This window comes from Actinacidiphila glaucinigra (assembly GCF_035918135.1).
GTDB classification, from domain to species: domain Bacteria; phylum Actinomycetota; class Actinomycetes; order Streptomycetales; family Streptomycetaceae; genus Actinacidiphila; species Actinacidiphila glaucinigra.
Genome location: NZ_CP109144.1, coordinates 1,244,949 through 1,261,698 on the forward strand (window position 1 = coordinate 1,244,949; position 16,750 = coordinate 1,261,698).

Here is a 16,750-nt window from a genome sequence, read left to right on the forward strand (position 1 = left end):
TTAGCGCCGTTCACACAGAGTCCGCGATGTGCGCCATCCCGCACACGACGGGGCCGCCACCCCCCTGACGGGGGCGGCGGCCCGGGAATCGACGGCCGTCACGCGTGGGCGTTCAGGCCGGCCGGAGGTCAGCGGAAGCGACCGCCGAAGAAGAAGGGGTCGAAGAGGTAGGGCCCGAAGAGGTACGAGCCGAAGAAGCCGCGGTCGAAGCGGTAGAAGTCACGGTTGTGGCCGCGGCCACCGTGACCACGGTCGTAGCCGCCGCGACCGTGGTCGCCCGTGACGTGGGTTCCCTTGGCGGTGGCGAGGTCCGGGGTGGCGGCGCCGGCAGCAGTGGCACCACCCAGCAGAACGACAGAGGCCACACCGGCAGCGGCCACAAAACGGGAAACGCGCATACTGACTCTCCTGTCTCGGCGGGCACCGTGGCGGCGTCCGCAAGGTTCCGACATGGAGAGCGTGCGTCGCGGACATCCGCGCCGCACGACGGAATCCCGTCACGCTCCGTCACGCGACGCCGCGTCAGATACGGCGAACGGTGGACTGAGGACGGCGTGCACAGCGCCGAATTCCTGATGATCACGGGCCCGACGGGGCCTCAATCACTCCACCACGCACCGTAATCACGAACCGTCACGTCCGGACCTCCCGACGGGTGAATCCTCGTCACCGACAACGTACGCCAACGCGGCCACCCATCCCCCGGGACGACCGAGCCGACCGCGGGCCCGGAGCGGATGGGAACGGCTCCGCCCCTGGTCATGGGCTCGCGCATCGCCGCGGCCGCAGGACTGCACGAAGTCACGGCGACGCGCAAGCCCGGCCCCTCTCGGGAAGACGAAGGGCCCCGGCCCGCCCGAGCGGCGGGTACGGGGCCCCTACGGCACGCGGACGACGCGCCGGACGAAGCGTCAGATCGTCACCGACACGGCGTCAGCAGTCCTTCTCGCGCAGCGAGTGCAGGTACGCGCTCGACCTGCGCGCGAAGCTGAGGGAATCGGTCGGCGTGTCGTGCTCGGTCTGCCAGTGGTGGTCGAGGCGCCCGCCGTGCGTGCGCGTCACGGCCGAGATGAACCGCTGGTAGTCGATGTCGCCGTCCCCGACGTCGACCATGCGGTAGCCGTCGCGGGTGGTCTCGTCGCGATCACCGTCCTTGACGTGGAAGAGGGGGTAGCGGTCGGGCTGCTTCAGGACGTAGCGCAGCGGGTCGAAGGGGGCGGGGGTGCCGTCCACCCGCTTGGAGAAGCGGAACTGGCCGGCGTAGGCCCAGTAGATGTCCATCTCCAGGAAGACCAGGTCGGGGTCGGTCTCCGCGAGGAGGACGTCGTACAGCCGCACGTTCGGGCGGTCGGTCGCGAAGGAGAACTCCTCGGCGTGGTTGTGCTGGTAGAACTTCATGCCGCGGGCCTTGGCGGCGGCGCCGTACTCGTTGAACTCCTCGGCGCAGCGCTTCCAGCCGTCGACGGTGCTGCCGTACCGCCAGGGGCCGGACGCGGTACCGATGTGCTTCAGCCCGAGCGCCTGGGCGTCGTCGAGGACCTTCGTCAGGTTCTGCGCGAAGGTGTAGGCGCCCGGGTCGCCGTCGTTGTAGTAGCCGACATGGCTGCCGATGGCGCGCAGTCCGTGGTCGCGGGCGAGGCGGCGCAGCTGGGCGAGGGTGATCGCGCCCGCGGAGCCCTGGGTGTAGCCGGCGTACTCGATCTCGTCGTATCCGTACTTCTCGAGTTCGGCGAAGACGGGGGCGAAGCCGAGGGTGGAGACCTTGTCGCGCAGCGAGTACAGCTGTATGCCGAGGCGGCCGGGGGGCAGGACGGGGCGGCCGTGACCCTTGCCGTGGCTCTTGCCGTGGGCGGCGGCCGTGGGGGCGGTCGCGCCGAGGAGCGCGGCGGCGGTGGCGCCGGCGGCGACGCCGAGCATGCCGCGTCTGCTGAGCTTGCGGCTGAGCTCCGGGTCGGAGGTACGACGCGTGCTGGTCATTGTGGATAACTCCTTGGCGTCGGTGACGTGTGGTTCAGTGGAGTCCTGCCAGGCGCAGGAGCAGGGACTTCACTTCGGTGGCCGCGACGCGGCCGCCGACGGCACGGGGGACGGAGCAGATGATGAGCGGACCTTCCTCGTCGCTCGCCGGGAGGCGGCCGTGGCTGCCGCGAATAGGCGAGGGGTCGAGCGGCACGACCGCCATGCGGTAGCGCATGCCGAGCTTCTTGCGGGCCAGGGCCGTGGCGGCCTTGACGCGGACGTAGGGGTCCTCGGGGTCCATGAACAGCTCGACGGGGTCGTAGCCGGGCTTGCGGTGGATCTCGACGAGCCGGGCGAAGTCGGGTGCCCTGTCGTCGTCGAGCCAGTAGTAGTACGTGAACCAGGCGTCCGGGTCCGCGACGGCGACGAGCTCGCCGGAGCGCGGATGGTCGAGGCCGTGTCGCTTCTTGCCCTCGTCGTCGAGGAGTTCGGCGATTCCGGGCAGGGTGGCGAGGACCTTGCGGGTGGCCTCGAGGTCCTCGGGACGGCGCACGTACACATGGGCGATCTGGTGGTCGGCGACCGCGAACGCGCGGGAGGCCATCGCGTCGAGGTACTCCATGCCGTCCTGGGTGTGGACTTCCAGCAGCCCGGCGCGCCGCAGCTCGCGGTTGATGTCCACGGCCCGGCTGACCGGCGTGATGGCGTACTCGGAGAGCGCCACCACCGTCCGGCCCTCCCGGCGGGCGTCGTCCAGGAGCGGGGCGAGTGCCTCGTCCAGTTCGGTGGCCGCGCGACGGGATCGGGGGTCGTCCGGGCCGAAGCGCTGCAGGTCGTAGTCGAGGTGCGGGAGGTAGCAGAGGGCGAGGTCGGGAGCGCGGGTGCGCAGGATGTGCCGGGTGGCGTCGACGATCCAGCGGCTGGAGACGATGTCGGCGCCGGGACCCCAGAAGTGGAAGAGGGGGAAGGTTCCGAAGGCGTCGGTGAGCTCGTCGTGGAGCTCGGGGGGCCGGGTGTAGCAGTCGGGCTCCTTGCGGCCGTCGGCGTAGTAGACGGGGCGCGGGGTGACCGTGACATCGGTGTCGGCGCCCATGGCGTACCACCAGCAGATGTTGGCCACGGTGTAGCCCGGGTGCGCGCGGCGGGCGGTGTCCCACAGCTTGTCGCCGGCGACGAGACCGTTGTGCTGGCGCCACAGCAGGACGTCGCCGAGTTCGCGGAAGTACCAGCCGTTGCCGACGATGCCGTGTCCGGCGGGCGGCGCACCGGTGAGGAAGGTGGACTGGGCGGCGCAGGTCACCGCGGGGAGGACGGTGCCGAGCGGGGCCTGTGAACCGGTGTCGGCGAGGCGTTTCAGGCGCGGCATGTGGTCCAGGAGACGGGGGGTGAGGCCGACGACGTCCAGGACGAGGAGGGGGGCCGGCCCGGCGGTGTCGGTCATGGGAGTTCCTTCAGGCCGAGGTCGTGGAGGAGGTCGCGGGCGAGGCCGAGTTCCGCGGCGATGCCGTCGGCGAGCTGGGCGCGGGTACGCGGGCGCAGCTCGGCGGGAAGGGCCTGCCAGGTGTAGGTCTCGACCTCGAGGTGGTGGGTCAGTGGGGCCGGACCGCCGACGAGGCGGGCGAGGGCGTCTTTCAGGACCGGGACGGTGGAGGTGAGCGGAGGCGCGGGCGGTGCGTGCAGCGGCACGTGGAAGTGGGCGCGCCAGGGGGCGCCGGTGGGGAGTGGGCCCTCGGTGAGCGCCTGGTGCAGGTCGTCGGTGCCGTGCAGGCCGCCGGCGGTGCGGGCGCGGGTCTGGTGGAGGAAGCGGGGTTCGGAGAAGGCGGCGAGCGCGTCGCGTACGTCCTGCAGGTGCGGGTGTTCGGCGTGCAGGGCGGCGGAGAGCTGGACCTTGGGAATGGTGATGCCCGCCGCGGTGAGCGCGTCCAGCGCGGCGGCGGGTTCTTCGAAGGAGGTGGCGAGGTGGCAGGTGTCGACGCACACGCCGATGCGCGGGTGCGCGATCGCGGCGAGGGGCTCGATCGCGTCCGCGGTGGTCTCCACGATGCAGCCGGGTTCGGGTTCCAGGGCGATCCTGATCGATTTCCCGGTGAGTTCGGCCAGCGCGTCAAGCCGCCCGGCGAGGGTGGTGAGGGCGCTGCGGGCGGTCCGCGCGGCACGGTCGTTCCAGAGGGTCCGCCAGGCGAGCGGAAGGGTCGAGATCGACCCCTCGGTGACGTCGGCGGGGAGCAGGGCGGCGAGGAGGTCGGCGAGGCCGCTGGTGTAGGCGAGCCGTTCCGGTTCGGTCCAGTCCGGGCGGTAGACCCGGTACTTGACCTCGGCGGCCCCGAAGCCCTGGTAGGGGAAGCCGTTGAGGGTGACGACCTCGAGGCCGCGGCGGTCGAGGGCGGTACGCAGCCCGCGCAGTGCCGCCGGATCGGTGTGGAGGGCGTGTGCGGCGTCCTTGGCGAGCCAGAGCCCGATGCCGAGGCGGTCCCGGCCCAGCCGCTTGCGGACGGGTTCGCAGTGGTCGCGGAGCTGGGAGAGGACTCCCTCGAGCGTCTCCGCGGGATGGACGTTGGTGCAGTAGGCCAGGTGGACGACCGAGCCGTCGGGGTGCCGGAAGCGCATGGGTCCCGCCTCCTCATTCCCCGCCGCGGAGGATGGAGTTGCCCTCGTGCAGGTCCCCCGGGGCGGCGGCGTCGAGCTGCAGCCTGCCGCTGCGGCCGTAGAAGACGACGGGGTTGCGCCACAGGACCTGGTCGACGTCGTCGTCGGTGAATCCCGCGGCGAGCATCGCGTCGGCGGTGCTGCGGGTCTTGAGGGGGTCGCTCTTGCCCCAGTCGGCTGCCGAGTTGACCAGCATCTTCTCGGTGCCGTGGGTCTTCAGCACGGCGACCATGCGGTCCTCGTCCATCTTGGTGTCGGGGTAGATCGAGAAGCCGAGCCAGCAGCCGCTGTCGGCGGCCTCCTTGACCGTGGTCTCGTTCAGGTGGTCGAGCAGGACGAGCTCGGGGTCGAGCGCCGACTCGCGGACGACGTCGATGGTGCGGCGCATCCCGGTGAGCTTGTCGCGGTGCGGGGTGTGGACGAGGGCGGGCAGTCCGTGGTCGGCGGCGAGCTGGAGCTGGGTGGCGAGTGCGGTGTCCTCGGCCGGGGTCATCGAGTCGTAGCCGATCTCGCCGACGGCGACGACGTTGTCCTTGACGAGGAAGCGCGGCAGCGCGTCGAGGACGGGGAGGCAGCGCGGGTCGTTGGCCTCCTTGGGGTTCAGGGCGACGGTGCAGTGGTGGGCGATGCCGTACTGCGCGGCGCGGAAGGGTTCCCAGCCCAGGAGGGAGTCGAAGTAGTCGAAGAAGGACTCGGGAGAGGTACGGGGCTGACCGAGCCAGAAGGAGGGTTCGACCAGGGCGCGGACACCGGCGGCGTACATCGCCTCGTAGTCGTCCGTGGTGCGGGAGGTCATGTGGATGTGGGGGTCGAAGATGCGCATCAGGACTCCTCCGTCCGGGACGTCAGGGCGAGGACGTGGTGGAGGTCCGCGGGGACGGACCGGCCCGCGGCGGTGCGTTCCGCCGCGTAGTCGCCGAGCATGCGGGCCAGTTCCGCGTCGCCGTGCGCCCGCTGCCCGAGCCGGGCGGCGGCGTCCACCGGCACCCCGGTGAACAGGCACTTGAGGAGGGCGTGGCGCCAGGTGTGCGGATCGAGGTGCTCTGCGGCGTACGGGCCGACGGCGGCGGCGACCAGCCGCGTGTCGTTGGTGCGCAGGGCGTCCTCGACGAGGGGCACCCCGTCGGCGGGGGCCGGCTCGAGGTGGGGCAGCGCGAGGAGGACGGCGCGGCGCTCCGCGGCGGTGCCCTGCCGGTACAGGCGGGTCAGTGTGGCGGCGTCGGCGCGGGCCTCCCGCAGGAGCAGCACACGGGCGGAGTCGGCGTGCTCCTGGCCGCAGTGGCGGCCCGCGGAGGCGAAGTGCTGTTCCCAGGCGGGCGGGGAGGAGGGTGCGGTGGGGGTGTCGTCGTCCGTGGCGCCGCCAGGGGCGGCTCCGGCTTCGGCGAGGGCCGCGTCGAGCCAGGCGCGGGCGGCGTCGCCGAGCCGGTCGTGGAGTACCTCGCGGGTGGGTGTCGTCATGCCGTGGCTCCGTTCGTGGGGGTGTGGGAGCGCAGGAAGTCGAGGGAGGTACGGGCGAGCTCGGGTCCGGCGTGCGAGTGGCGGGGAAGTTCGACGACGGTCAGGCCCTCGTAGCCGCTGTCCGCCAGGGCCCGGAGGACGGGCGGGAAGTCGATCTCCCCGTCGCCGAAGGGGAGGTGTTCGTGGACGCCGCGGCGCATGTCCTCGATCTGGACGTGGCGCAGCCAGGGCGCGGCCTGCTTGACGCAGTCGGCGGGGGACTCCGGTTCCACGCACTGGCAGTGGCCGATGTCGAGGGTGAGTCCGAGCGGTTCGGGGTCGCCGAGCAGGCCGCGCAGGTGGTGGAAGTCGTCGAGGCACGCCAGGAGGTGACCGGGCTCGGGCTCGACCGCGAGGGGGATCCCGGCGGTGGACGCCGCGTCCAGGACGGGTGCGAGGGCGTCCTGGAGCCGCTGCCAGGCGGTGGCGGACGAGGTGCCGGCGGGCGTGATCCCGCTGAAGCAGTGCACGGCGTGGGCCCCGAGGTCCGCGGCGACCCGGACGGCCCGCACGAGCAGCCGGGTGCGGGCGGCCCGGGCGTCGGGGTCCGGGTCGAGGAGGGAGGGGCCGTGCTTGCGGCGCGGGTCGAGGACGTAGCGGGCGCCGGTCTCGACGGTGACCTCGAGGCCGAGGGCGGACAGCCGTTGCGCGAGGCGTTGGGTGCGGGGGCCGAGGTCGGGTTCGAGGGGGTCGAGGTGCATGTGGTCGAGGGTGAGTCCGACGCCGTCGTAGCCGAGGTCGGCGAGGAGGGCGAGGGCGTCGTCGAGACGCAGGTCGGTGAGGCCGTTGGTCCCGTATCCGAGGCGCAGGCTCATGTGGGGCTCACCTTCCTGGCGATCCGGCGGGCGACGGGGCCGAGGGCGAGGACGGCCACCGCGGAGGCACCCGAGCCGGATCGGGCCGCCAGGGCGGCCTGCAGCGGGATCATGGCGCGGATCCCGCCGCCCACCGCGCGCTGGGTGAGGGGTGGTGACGGGTTGAGAGCCGCGTGCAGGTAGGGGGTGAGCGCGGTGCCTGCGTAGACGGCGGAGGCCAGTGCCGTCATGGCGTGGGGCAGGTCCGGTGGCCGCCCTGTCGGCGGTGCCACCGGTCGCGCACGGCGGCCACCGCCCGCCCCGTGCCGGGTGGTGGCCGCCGGCGGGCGTCCGGACGCCCGCAGCCGGCGCAGCGAACGGGCGGCGTCGGTGGTGACGGCGGCGATCGCCGTGGTCGTGACCAGCGCGGCGAGCGGTGCGGTGCCGGCGCCGCCCCGCGTCTCGTTGCGCGAGACGGTGGTGACCGCGTAGGTGTGCGCACCGAGCAGGGCGGCGTGGGGCAGCGCCGCGGCCAGTGCCCGGGGGTGGGTGGCCGTCGCGCCGAGCACCAGGTCGAGGGCGCGTGCCGTGGCCATGGCGGCCGGGCCCGCTGCCGTGTGCTTCAGACGCAGGTCGTACGCCCAGACCGTCGCCGCGAGGGTGGTGGCGAGGGCGAGCGGGGCGCGTCCCGCGCGGGCGGCGAGGGCCAGGCCGGTCGCGGTGAGGGCTCCGGCGGCCGTCAGGGCGGCGGCCGGGCTGATCCGGCCCGACGGGAGGGGGCGGTGGGGGCGGTCGACGGCGTCCTCGTCGCGGTCGGCCCAGTCGTTGAGCGCCATGCCGGCGTGGTAGAGGCACAGCGAGGTACCGATGGCGAGGAATGTGCCGCGACCGGGCCCCCGTCCGGTCGCGGCGGCGCCCGCAAGGGCGTCGCCCGGAACGGTGAACAGGGCGGAGACGCGGAAGAGTTCGGCCCAGTCCCACAGCCGCGTGCCGAGAGCGGGCCGTTCCGCCTCGGAGCCCTCCGTGTCCCCGGCGGCGTCGGCCTGACCGCCGCTTCCGCACCCGCCCGGGGCGGCCCCCTCCGCCGCCCCGGGCCGGTGGATGCCACGCGCCCCGTTCCGCGGGACGGCCTCCTGCGCCGCGCCGCGCGGCGGGCGGCGTGCGGCGAACGCCGTCACGGCGCCGAGGGCCGCCACGAAGGCGAGGGCGCGCAGCCGCCGCGCTCCCGGAGCCCTCACCGGGACTCCCCCAGCCGGGCGGCGAAGGCCAGCAGCTCGCCGTACTGATCGGAGAGCGAGGCGGGGGCGCCCGGGTCGGGGTCCTTGAAGTAGAAGCCCAGTTCGGGGAGGGGACCGCTCAGCCCGGCCTCGTGGGCGCGCGCCGCGAAGCGGGCGAGGTCGATGACGAGCGGGGCGGCGAGGGCGGAGTCGCAGCCCTGCCAGGTGGTCTGCAGCACCATGCGGGTGCCGAGGAATCCGTCGAAGGCGATGTGGTCCCAGGCCGTCTTCCAGTCGCCGAGGGCCGGGACGTCGTCGATGTGCACCTCGCCCTCGGGGGCGGCGCCGAGGGCGTCGGCGAGGACGCGTTCCTTTCCCGCGTTCTTCGCCGCGGCCGCCGCGGGGTCGGCGAGGACCGCGCCGTCGCCGCCGCCGAGCAGGTTGGTGCCGGACCAGGCCCGCACCGACAGGGCGCGTTGCACGAACATCGGGGCGAGGACGGAACGCAGCAGGGTCTGCCCGGTCTTGCCGTCCCGGCCCGCGTGGGGGAGGCCGCGGGCGACGGCCGCCTCGGCGAGGGCCCGGGTCCGTATCCCCGTGGAGGGGGTGAAGTTCACGTAGGCGCAGCCGGCCTCGATCGCCGCCGCCGCGTAGAGGGAGCTCGCCGGCAGGCGGTCGCTCCCGGGCTCGGGCACGGGCTCGGTGGAGGCGACGTTGACGACGACCGTCCGGGCCAGGTCGTGGCGCCGGGTGAAGGCGGTGATGTCCGCGGCGAAGGCCGCGATCAGCTCCTCGTCGCCGCGGGTGTCGCCGGGGAGCGGGCCGCCGGTGCGGATCTCCCGGTCCGCGGCGGCGAGTTCGGCGTGGAGCGCGGCGGGCAGGCCGTGCGGCAGCACGCCGCCCTCCGCGAGCTGTTCCGCCCGTTTGCCGAGCGGGCAGGCGGCCGTGTCGTGGCCGCCGAAGACCAGGGACGGCAGCGGTGGGAGTGCCGCCGGGGCGAAGGGTGCCGTCTCGCTCACCATGCCCGTCGCGGGGTGGAGCCCGGCGGTGACCGCCGCGCATCCTGCGACGGCGGTGGTGGCGACGGAGCCGCGGGCTCCGATGAGCCACACTCCGGTGCGCGGGGGCGACTGGTTGTCCGATGCCGGTGCCGGGGCGGGCGGGTTCGTCACGGCTGCCTCCCTGGTGCGAGTGGTGGGGGGCGGCGGGCGGGGGCACGGCGTCTCCCCGCCCGCCGCCGGCTCGTGGGTGCCGGCAGGACCCGCCCTACGAGGAGGGCAGTTCCTTGATCTGGATGTTCCGGAAGGACACCTGGTCGTCGGCCCCGTGGTTCTGCAGGCCGATGTAGCCGTCCTTCAGGCTGCGGACCGGATCGGTGTTGGTGAAGTCGTTGATCTTCACTCCGTTGAGGAAGACCTGCAGCCGTTCACCCTGGACCTTGATCTCGTAGCTGTTCCACTGGCCCGGGGGACGCAGCACCTGGTCGCGGGCCTTGAGGTTGGCCGACTTGAAGCTGTAGACGGAGCCGGTGGTCCGGTCGGGGGCGTCGGAGGCGTCGATCTGGATCTCGTAGCCCTTGTCCACCGCGGACCAGGGGTCGTCGGAGGCCGGGAAGCCCACGAAGACGCCGGAGTTGTCGTCGCCGTCCATCTTCCAGTCGAACTTCAGCGAGTACGCGCCGAACTCCTTGGCCTGGTACCACAGCAGGCCCATGCCGCCCTCGGTGCGCAGTTCACCGTCGACGACGTTGAACTTGCCGGGGCCCGCCTGCTTCCAGCCCTCCGAGGTGTGCCCGTTGAACAGGTCGCGGTAGCCCGTCTGCGGCTTGCAGTCGGCCTTGACCTGTCCGACGGCGTAGCGCAGTCCGCCCAGCAGGTGCTGGCGGAAGGCCGGCTCGGCGTAGGACTCCTTGGTGTGGCCGCCACCGGTGTAGAAGGAGCGGCCGGACTGGTAGGTCTGGCACCACGCGATGGGGTGGTCGCCCTTCATCGTGCCGCCCTGGTAGGTGGTCTCGTCCAGGGTGGCGAGGATGCGGGCCTGGCCGCGCGGGTTGGTGCGGTAGTTGTACCACTCGTCCGTGCGCTCCCAGCCGGCCTCGCCGAGGTGCGCGGTGGCCGGGTGGTCGTGGTCCTCGGCGCGGACGGTGGCCTTCTGGATCTGCGGGTGCCCCTGGAAGTAGGCGCCGACGAGACCACCGTAGAAGGGCCAGTCGTACTCGGTGTCGGCGGCGGCGTGGACGCCCATGTAGGCGCCCCCGCCCTTGACGTAGTTCTCGAACGCCTGCTGCTGCTCGGCGTTGAGGACGTCACCGGTGGTCGACATGAAGACCACCGCGTCGTAGCGCGCCAGGTTGTTGCTGGTGAACTGGCGCGGCTCCTCGGTGGAGTCGACGGTGATGTTGGCGGTGGCGCCGAGCTCCTTCAGCGCGGCGACGCCGGTGGGAATGGAGTCGTGGCGGAACCCGGCGGTCCTGGAGAAGACCAGGACGCGCTTGGCGGCGCGGTCGGCCGGGACGTTGGAGAGCTCGAAGTCGTCGAGGTCGTAGAGCGCTCCGGAGCCGCCCTTGAAGACCAGGAAGAGCTCGGTGGTCTTCTTCGGCACGGCGCGCAGCGGTACGTCGATCTCCTGGAAGCTCTCCCAGCTGCCGGTGACCGGGACGGGGGCGGAGCCCAGGATCGGGCCGGTCGCCGAGCCGGTGCGCACCTCGAGGAAGCCGCCCGCGCCGCCGGAGGAGACCCGGGCGGTCAGCCGGACGGAGCCGGTGAGGTTGTAGGGCTTGAAGGAGATCCAGTCGTCGTTGTCGATGTTGCCGACGGTACGGCCGCCGTGGGCCTCGGCCTTGTCGAAGAGGTCGACGCCGGACGAGGAGGTGAAGTGCTCGGCCTGCCGGTGGCGCGGCTGCAGCTGCGCCTGGTCGTGGCTGGTGAGCGCCTCCTGGCCGCCGCCTCCGCCGTCGGTGTACTCGGCGTCGAAGACGCCGAAGATGTTGGCGTTGGGGTCGTGGCCGCCGTCGGCGGAGGTCTTGATGGCACCGGAGCAGCCGTTGGCGGAGGTCACGGGGTGACCGTGGCTGTCGTGGCCGAGGATGTAGGTGACCTTGACCTTGGAGCAGTCGACGGTCCCGTCCTCGGGGTCGGTGACGGTCACCTTGAACGGGATCTCGTCGCCGAAGCTGAACAGGGCTCCCTCGGCGGGCAGTTCCAGCGTCACCTTGGGCGCGGTGTTGCCGACGACGACCTGGACGCTCGCGGACGCGGTGCGCCCGGTCGGGTCCTTCACGGTGAGGGTCGCGGTGTAGGTGCCGTTCTTGCGGTAGGTGTGCGCCGGGTCGGCAGCGGTGGAGGTGCCGCCGTCGCCGAAGTCCCAGCTGTAGGTGAGCGTGTCGCCGTCGGGGTCGATGGTCCCGGCCGAGGAGAAGGCGACCTTCAGCGGCGCGGTGCCCGAGGTCTTGTTGACGGACGCCTCGGCGCTCGGGGAGCGGCCGTCGGTGGCGTTCTCGATCCGGTAGAGGGCGGAGTGCTCGTCACCGCCGAACCACGCGGTGCCGTAGTCGAGGACGTACAGCGCGCCGTCCGGGCCGAAGGCCATGTCCATGATCTGCGTCCCGGTCCACGGGACGTTGTTGATGGACTGGACGGTGCCGTCCTCGCCCTGCTCGATGCGCTTGATCCAGCGGCGCCCGAACTCGCCGGCGAAGAAGTCGCCGTCGTAGGCCTCGGGGAACTTCACCGGGGAGTCGAGCTCGGGGTCGTAGCGGTAGACCGGGCCGCCCATCGGGGACTCGGAGCCGGAGCCGAACTCGGGCACGGAGCCGCCGTCGTAGGGGATCCACGCGGCCTGCGCGGGCGGCAGGTCGGTCAGGCCCGTGTTGTACGGGGACTCGTTCTTCGGGGCGGCGCAGTCGAAGGTCTCGCCGGACTGCCCGGTCGCGAAGTCGTAGTCGACGTACGGGTCGTTGTCACCGGTGCAGAAGGGCCAGCCGAAGTTGCCGGCCTTCGTCACGCGGGCGAACTCGACCTGGCCGCCGGGGCCGCGCTTCGGGTCGGCCGCACCGGCGTCGGGGCCGTAGTCGCCGACGTAGGCGATGCCGGTCTGCTTGTCGATGCTGAAGCGGAACGGGTTGCGGAAGCCCATGGCGTAGATCTCGGGACGGGTCTTGTCCGTGCCCGGGGCGAAGAGGTTGCCGTCGGGGATCGTGTACGACCCGTCGTCGGCGACCTTGACGCGCAGCAGCTTGCCGCGCAGGTCGTTGGTGTTGCCCGAGGTGCGGCGCGCGTCGTAAGCGGGGTTGCGGCCCGGCCGGTCGTCGATGGGCGCGAAGCCGTCGGAGGCGAAGGGGTTGGAGTCGTCGCCGGTGGACAGGTACAGGTTCCCCTGCGCGTCGAAGTCGATGTCACCGCCGACGTGGCAGCAGATGCCGCGGGTCGCGGCGACGTCGAGGACCTTCTTCTCGCTGGCGTTGTTCAGGGTCCAGTCGGCGTTGAGCGTGAAGCGCGAGAGCCGGTTGACACCGTCGAACTTGGCGAAGTCCTCGGCGGTCCCCTGCTCGGGGGCGTCGCCCGCGGGGGTGTCGAGCGGGGGCGCGTAGTAGAGGAAGATCGCCCGGTTCTCGCTGAAGTCCGGGTCGATGCCGACGCCCTGGAGGCCCTCCTCGTCGTGCGTGTAGACGGGGACGGTGCCGATCACGGTGGTGTCGCCGGCGGCGTCGGTCCTGCGCAGCTCGCCGTCGCGCGAGGTGTGCAGCACGCTGCGGTCGGGCAGGACCGCGAGCGACATCGGCTCGCCGGTCTCGGGCTCACCCTTGGCGAGGGTGACCTGCTGGAACTCCTCCGCCGCCGCGGCCGCGGGCTCCGTATCGAGAGGCTGGGCCGAGGCGCCTAAGGGGGCGGAGACGACGAGGGACGTGGCGGCGAGGAGGCCGCCGGTGAGGAGCGCGAGTCCCTGCCGGAATCGGGTTCTGGGTGCTCCGGGCCGTTTTCTGTGCACGTGTGTCCTCCGGGAAGGTCGTACGGGCGGATGCAGCTGCCGTGCGGAAGATCCGGGGACCGGCGTGCGCCGTCACGCTGGTCGGGGGTGCCACGTCAGGACCGGCCTCGTGTTTCAGGCCCGTGTCCTGTACACCTCAGGGACGGTAGCCGGGTTCGTCCGGGACCGAAAGCCCTTGTGCGGCAGTTAAGTTGAACTTTCTCCAGGATCAGGACAAAGGCGTGCCCGGGCAGCCCGACTGGCCCGGCGGCGGTGGCCGCCGGGCTGCGGACTGCTGGCTGTGACCTGCGGCGACGCCCTAGTCGTTGCCTCCGAACGCGGCGTCGAAGGACGCCGCCGGCGGGTCGAAGTCATAGCGCTTCAGGAGGGAAAGCGCTTCCGGTGCGCCGGCGAGGCGGTCCATCCCGGCGTCCTCCCACTCGACCGAGATCGGGCCGTCGTATCCGATCGACCGCAGCATCCGGAACACGTCCTCCCACGGCACGTCGCCGTGCCCGGCCGAGACGAAGTCCCAGCCGCGCCGCGGGTCGCCCCACGGCAGGTGGGAGCCCATGCGCCCGTTGCGGCCGTCGAGGCGCTTGCGGGCCTCCTTGCAGTCGACGTGGTAGATGCGGTCCTTGAAGTCCCACAGGAACCCGACGGGGTCGAGGTCCTGCCACACGAAGTGGCTCGGATCGAAGTTCAGCCCGAACGCCGCCCGGTGGCCGACGGCCTCCAGCGCGCGGTGCGTGGTCCAGTAGTCGTAGGCGATCTCGGCCGGGTGGACCTCATGGGCGAAGCGGACCCCTTCGGCGTCGAAGACGTCCAGCACGGGGTTCCACCGCTCGGCGAAGTCCTCGAAGCCGCGCTCGATCATCCGCTCCGGGACCGGCGGGAACATGGCGACCAGGTGCCAGATCGACGAGCCGGTGAAGCCGATGACGGTGCGCACCCCGAAGGCCGCCGCGGCGCGCGCGGTGTCGGCCAACTCGCGCGCGGCGCGCTGCCGCACGCCCTCCGGCTCACCGTCGCCCCAGATGCGGGCGGGCAGGATCCCCTTGTGGCGCTCGTCGATCGGGTTGTCGCAGACGGCCTGTCCGACCAGGTGGTTGGAGACCGCCCAGCACTTCAGTCCGTACTTGTCGAGCAGCGCCCGCCGCCCGTCCAGGTAGGCGGGATCGGCGAGAGCCTTGTCGACCTCGAAGTGGTCGCCCCAGCAGGCGAGTTCGAGCCCGTCGTAACCGAAGTCGCGGGCGAGTCGGCAGACCTCCTCCAGGGGCAGGTCGGCCCACTGGCCGGTGAAGAGTGTGAAGGGTCGTGGCACGGCGAGGGCCTCCTCGATGCGGGCGTGGTCAGGAGGGGACGGGGGTGTAGACGGCGTTCTTCTCGGCGCTCTCCTCCACCGCCGCCAGGACGCGCTGCACCTGCAGGCCGTCGGCGAACGACGGCGCCGGGGCGGCCCCCTCGGCGATGCCGACGACGAGGTCGCGCGCCTGGTGGGTGAAGGTGTGCTCGTAGCCGAGCGCGTGGCCGGGCGGCCACCACGCCTCCAGGTACGGATGGCCCGGCTCGGTCACCAGGATCCGCCGGAAGCCGGCCGTTTCGGCGGACTCCGTGTGGTCGTGGAACGACAGCTCGTTCAGCCGCTCCAGGTCGAAGGCGAGCGAGCCGCGCTCGCCGTTGATCTCCAGCCGCAGGGCGTTCTTGCGCCCCGACGCCATCCGGGTGGCCTCGAACGAGGCGAGCGCCCCCGAGGTGAGCCGCCCGGTGAACACCGCCGCGTCGTCGACCGTCACCGGCCCCCGGCGCGCGCTCCCGGAGCCCGACAGCCCCGACGAGGCGCCGTCCAGCTCGGGCCGGTCCCGGACGAAGGTCTCGGTGAGCGCCGAGACACCCACCAGGACCTCCCCCGCCAGATACTGGGCGAGGTCGACGGCGTGCGCGCCGAGGTCCCCGAGCGCCCCGGAGCCCGCGTGCTCGCGCTTGAGCCGCCAGGTCAGCGGGAAGTCCGGGTCCACGAGCCAGTCCTGGAGGTAGGTCACCCGCACGTGGCGGATCGTGCCGACCCTCCCGTCCGCGATGAGCCGCCGGGCGTACGCGACCGCGGGCACCCGCCGGTAGTTGAAGCCGACCATGGCCACCTGGCCGCGGGCGGCCGCCCGCTCGGCCGCCGCGGCCATGGCCTCGGCCTCGGCGACCGAATTGGCCAGCGGCTTCTCGCACAGCACGTGCTTGCCCGCCTCGAGCGCCGCGACGGCGATCTCGGCATGGCTGTCGCCGGGTGTGCACACGTCCACCAGTTGGACGTCGTCCCGGTCCACCAGTGCCCGCCAGTCCGTCTCCGCGGCCGCCCAGCCGTGCCGGGCGGCCGCGGCCCGGACGGCGCCCGCGTCCCGACCCCCGATCGCGGCCAGGACGGGCCTCATCGGCAGGTCGAACACGTGGCCCACGGTGCGCCACGCGTGGGAGTGGGTGGCGCCCATGAAGGCGTAGCCGACCATGCCGATGCCGAGCGCCGGCGAAGCGGCCCCTGCCTCACTGTCTTCCTTGCCGGCCATATCAGCCATGCCGTTGCTCCTCGTCGGTTGCTCGGATCGGACGGGCGGGGCGCATCTGTTAGATGAAGCCCGTCGGCAGGTACTCGTCGACGTTCTCCTTGGTGACGACGGCCGAGTACAGGGTGATCGACGCGGGGATCTCCAGCTCCGACATCCCTCCGACGCCCTTCTTCTGGCCGAGCGCACGGGCCAGGTCGATGGCGGAGGCGGCCATGGTGGGCGGGTAGAGGACGGTGGCCTTCAGCACGCCGTTGTCGGCCTTGATGGCGTCCATCGCCGACTTGGACCCGGCGCCGCCGACCATGAAGAAGTCGTCGCGGCCCGCCTGCGCGATGGCGCGCAGGGCACCGACGCCCTGGTCGTCGTCGTGGTTCCACAGCGCGTCGAACTGCTTCTGCGCCTGCAGCAGCTGGGCCATCTTGGCCTGGCCGGTCTCGACGGTGAACTCGGCGGCCTGCCGGGCCACCTTCTTGATGTTGGGGTAGTTCTCCAGGGCGTCGTCGAAGCCCTGGGTGCGCTGCCGGGTCAGCTCCAGGTTGTCGATGCCGGCGAGCTCGACGACCTTGGCGTCGGGCTTGTCCTTGAGCTGTTCGCCGATGTAGCGGCCGGCGTTGAGCCCCATGCCGTAGTTGTCGCCGCCGATCCAGCAGCGGTACGCCTGCGGGGAGGCGAAGACCCGGTCCAGGTTGATCACCGGGATGCCGGCCTTCATGGCCTGCAGACCCACCTGGGTGAGGGCCTTGCCGTCGGCCGGCAGGATGACCAGGACGTCGACCTTCTTGTTGATCAGCGTCTGGATCTGCCCGATCTGGGCGGCGGTGTCGTTGGAGCCCTCGGTGATCTCCAGCGTCACCTCGGAGTACTTCGCGGCACGGTCCTTGGCGTTCTGGTTGATGGCGTTGAGCCAGCCGTGGTCGGCCTGCGGGCCGGCGAAGCCGATCGTGACCGGTGTGCCGGGCTTGTCGTCGGCGGCCGCCGCCGTGGTGGCGGCCGTGCCGGCCTTCTTCGGCTCGTTGCTGGTGCAGGCGGTGAGGGCCGCTCCGGCGGAGACGGCGGCGGCGCCGAAGAGCAGTCCTCTGCGGCTGGTGACCGGGATTCGTGGCATGACGGTGAA

13 protein-coding genes are annotated in these 16,750 nt (G+C 72.3%); all 13 read right to left on the reverse strand.

Annotated elements, in window-relative coordinates; all coding sequences use genetic code 11:
• Positions 1–128: 128 nt before the first annotated feature.
• A complete protein-coding gene (locus OIE69_RS05485) occupies positions 129–365 on the reverse strand; it encodes a hypothetical protein (RefSeq protein WP_326570796.1) in 237 nt (78 codons plus the stop codon).
• 568 nt (positions 366–933) lie between these two features.
• On the reverse strand, positions 934–1,977 hold the full coding sequence (locus OIE69_RS05490) for a sugar phosphate isomerase/epimerase family protein (RefSeq protein WP_326570797.1): 1,044 nt from the start codon (positions 1,975–1,977) through the stop codon (positions 934–936).
• A 34-nt stretch (positions 1,978–2,011) separates the two neighbouring features.
• Positions 2,012–3,400 (reverse strand): nucleotide pyrophosphatase/phosphodiesterase family protein, encoded by a 1,389-nt coding sequence (locus OIE69_RS05495; protein WP_326570798.1) that lies wholly within the window; start codon positions 3,398–3,400, stop codon positions 2,012–2,014.
• Positions 3,397–4,566: a metabolite traffic protein EboE gene (gene eboE / locus OIE69_RS05500; protein ID WP_326570799.1), complete on the reverse strand. Its 1,170-nt coding sequence runs from the start codon at positions 4,564–4,566 to the stop codon at positions 3,397–3,399. Before eboE ends, OIE69_RS05495 begins: the two co-directional genes overlap by 4 nt.
• A 13-nt stretch (positions 4,567–4,579) precedes the next feature.
• Entirely contained in the window at positions 4,580–5,428 is an 849-nt protein-coding gene (locus tag OIE69_RS05505) for a TatD family hydrolase (RefSeq protein WP_326570800.1), read from the reverse strand.
• Positions 5,428–6,063 carry an EboA domain-containing protein gene (locus OIE69_RS05510; protein ID WP_326570801.1) on the reverse strand — a complete coding sequence of 212 codons (636 nt, stop codon included), beginning with the start codon at positions 6,061–6,063 and terminating at the stop codon, positions 5,428–5,430. Before OIE69_RS05510 ends, OIE69_RS05505 begins: the two co-directional genes overlap by 1 nt.
• Positions 6,060–6,917: a sugar phosphate isomerase/epimerase family protein gene (locus OIE69_RS05515; RefSeq protein ID WP_326570802.1), complete on the reverse strand. Its 858-nt coding sequence runs from the start codon at positions 6,915–6,917 to the stop codon at positions 6,060–6,062. The genes OIE69_RS05510 and OIE69_RS05515 overlap by 4 nt, the downstream gene beginning before the upstream one ends.
• Positions 6,914–8,134 carry an SCO3242 family prenyltransferase gene (locus OIE69_RS05520; RefSeq protein WP_326570803.1) on the reverse strand — a complete coding sequence of 407 codons (1,221 nt, stop codon included), beginning with the start codon at positions 8,132–8,134 and terminating at the stop codon, positions 6,914–6,916. Before OIE69_RS05520 ends, OIE69_RS05515 begins: the two co-directional genes overlap by 4 nt.
• Entirely contained in the window at positions 8,131–9,285 is a 1,155-nt protein-coding gene (locus OIE69_RS05525) for an inositol-3-phosphate synthase (protein WP_326570804.1), read from the reverse strand. The genes OIE69_RS05520 and OIE69_RS05525 overlap by 4 nt, the downstream gene beginning before the upstream one ends.
• Before the next feature lie 94 nt (positions 9,286–9,379).
• A complete protein-coding gene (locus OIE69_RS05530) occupies positions 9,380–13,099 on the reverse strand; it encodes a ThuA domain-containing protein (protein ID WP_326570805.1) in 3,720 nt (1,239 codons plus the stop codon).
• 298 nt (positions 13,100–13,397) lie between these two features.
• A complete protein-coding gene (locus OIE69_RS05535; RefSeq protein ID WP_326570806.1) occupies positions 13,398–14,402 on the reverse strand; it encodes a sugar phosphate isomerase/epimerase family protein in 1,005 nt (334 codons plus the stop codon).
• Positions 14,403–14,430: 28 nt separating this feature from the next.
• A complete protein-coding gene (locus OIE69_RS05540; protein ID WP_392567460.1) occupies positions 14,431–15,645 on the reverse strand; it encodes a Gfo/Idh/MocA family protein in 1,215 nt (404 codons plus the stop codon).
• Positions 15,646–15,694: 49 nt separating this feature from the next.
• Positions 15,695–16,741: a substrate-binding domain-containing protein gene (locus OIE69_RS05545; RefSeq protein ID WP_326570807.1), complete on the reverse strand. Its 1,047-nt coding sequence runs from the start codon at positions 16,739–16,741 to the stop codon at positions 15,695–15,697.
• Between the last annotated feature and the right edge of the window lie 9 nt (positions 16,742–16,750).

Excerpts from the sequence above, each read along its gene's own strand:
- OIE69_RS05495 (WP_326570798.1), bottom strand. The coding sequence starts at position 3,400 with ATGACCGACACCGCCGGGCCGGCCCCCCTCCTCGTCCTGGACGTCGTC.
- OIE69_RS05540 (WP_392567460.1), bottom strand. The coding sequence starts at position 15,645 with ATGGCTGATATGGCCGGCAAGGAAGACAGTGAGGCAGGGGCCGCTTCG.
- OIE69_RS05490 (WP_326570797.1), bottom strand. The coding sequence starts at position 1,977 with ATGACCAGCACGCGTCGTACCTCCGACCCGGAGCTCAGCCGCAAGCTC.
- OIE69_RS05545 (WP_326570807.1), bottom strand. The coding sequence starts at position 16,741 with ATGCCACGAATCCCGGTCACCAGCCGCAGAGGACTGCTCTTCGGCGCC.
- OIE69_RS05505 (WP_326570800.1), bottom strand. The coding sequence starts at position 5,428 with ATGCGCATCTTCGACCCCCACATCCACATGACCTCCCGCACCACGGAC.
- OIE69_RS05515 (WP_326570802.1), bottom strand. The coding sequence starts at position 6,917 with ATGAGCCTGCGCCTCGGATACGGGACCAACGGCCTCACCGACCTGCGT.
- eboE (WP_326570799.1), bottom strand. The coding sequence starts at position 4,566 with ATGCGCTTCCGGCACCCCGACGGCTCGGTCGTCCACCTGGCCTACTGC.
- OIE69_RS05510 (WP_326570801.1), bottom strand. The coding sequence starts at position 6,063 with ATGACGACACCCACCCGCGAGGTACTCCACGACCGGCTCGGCGACGCC.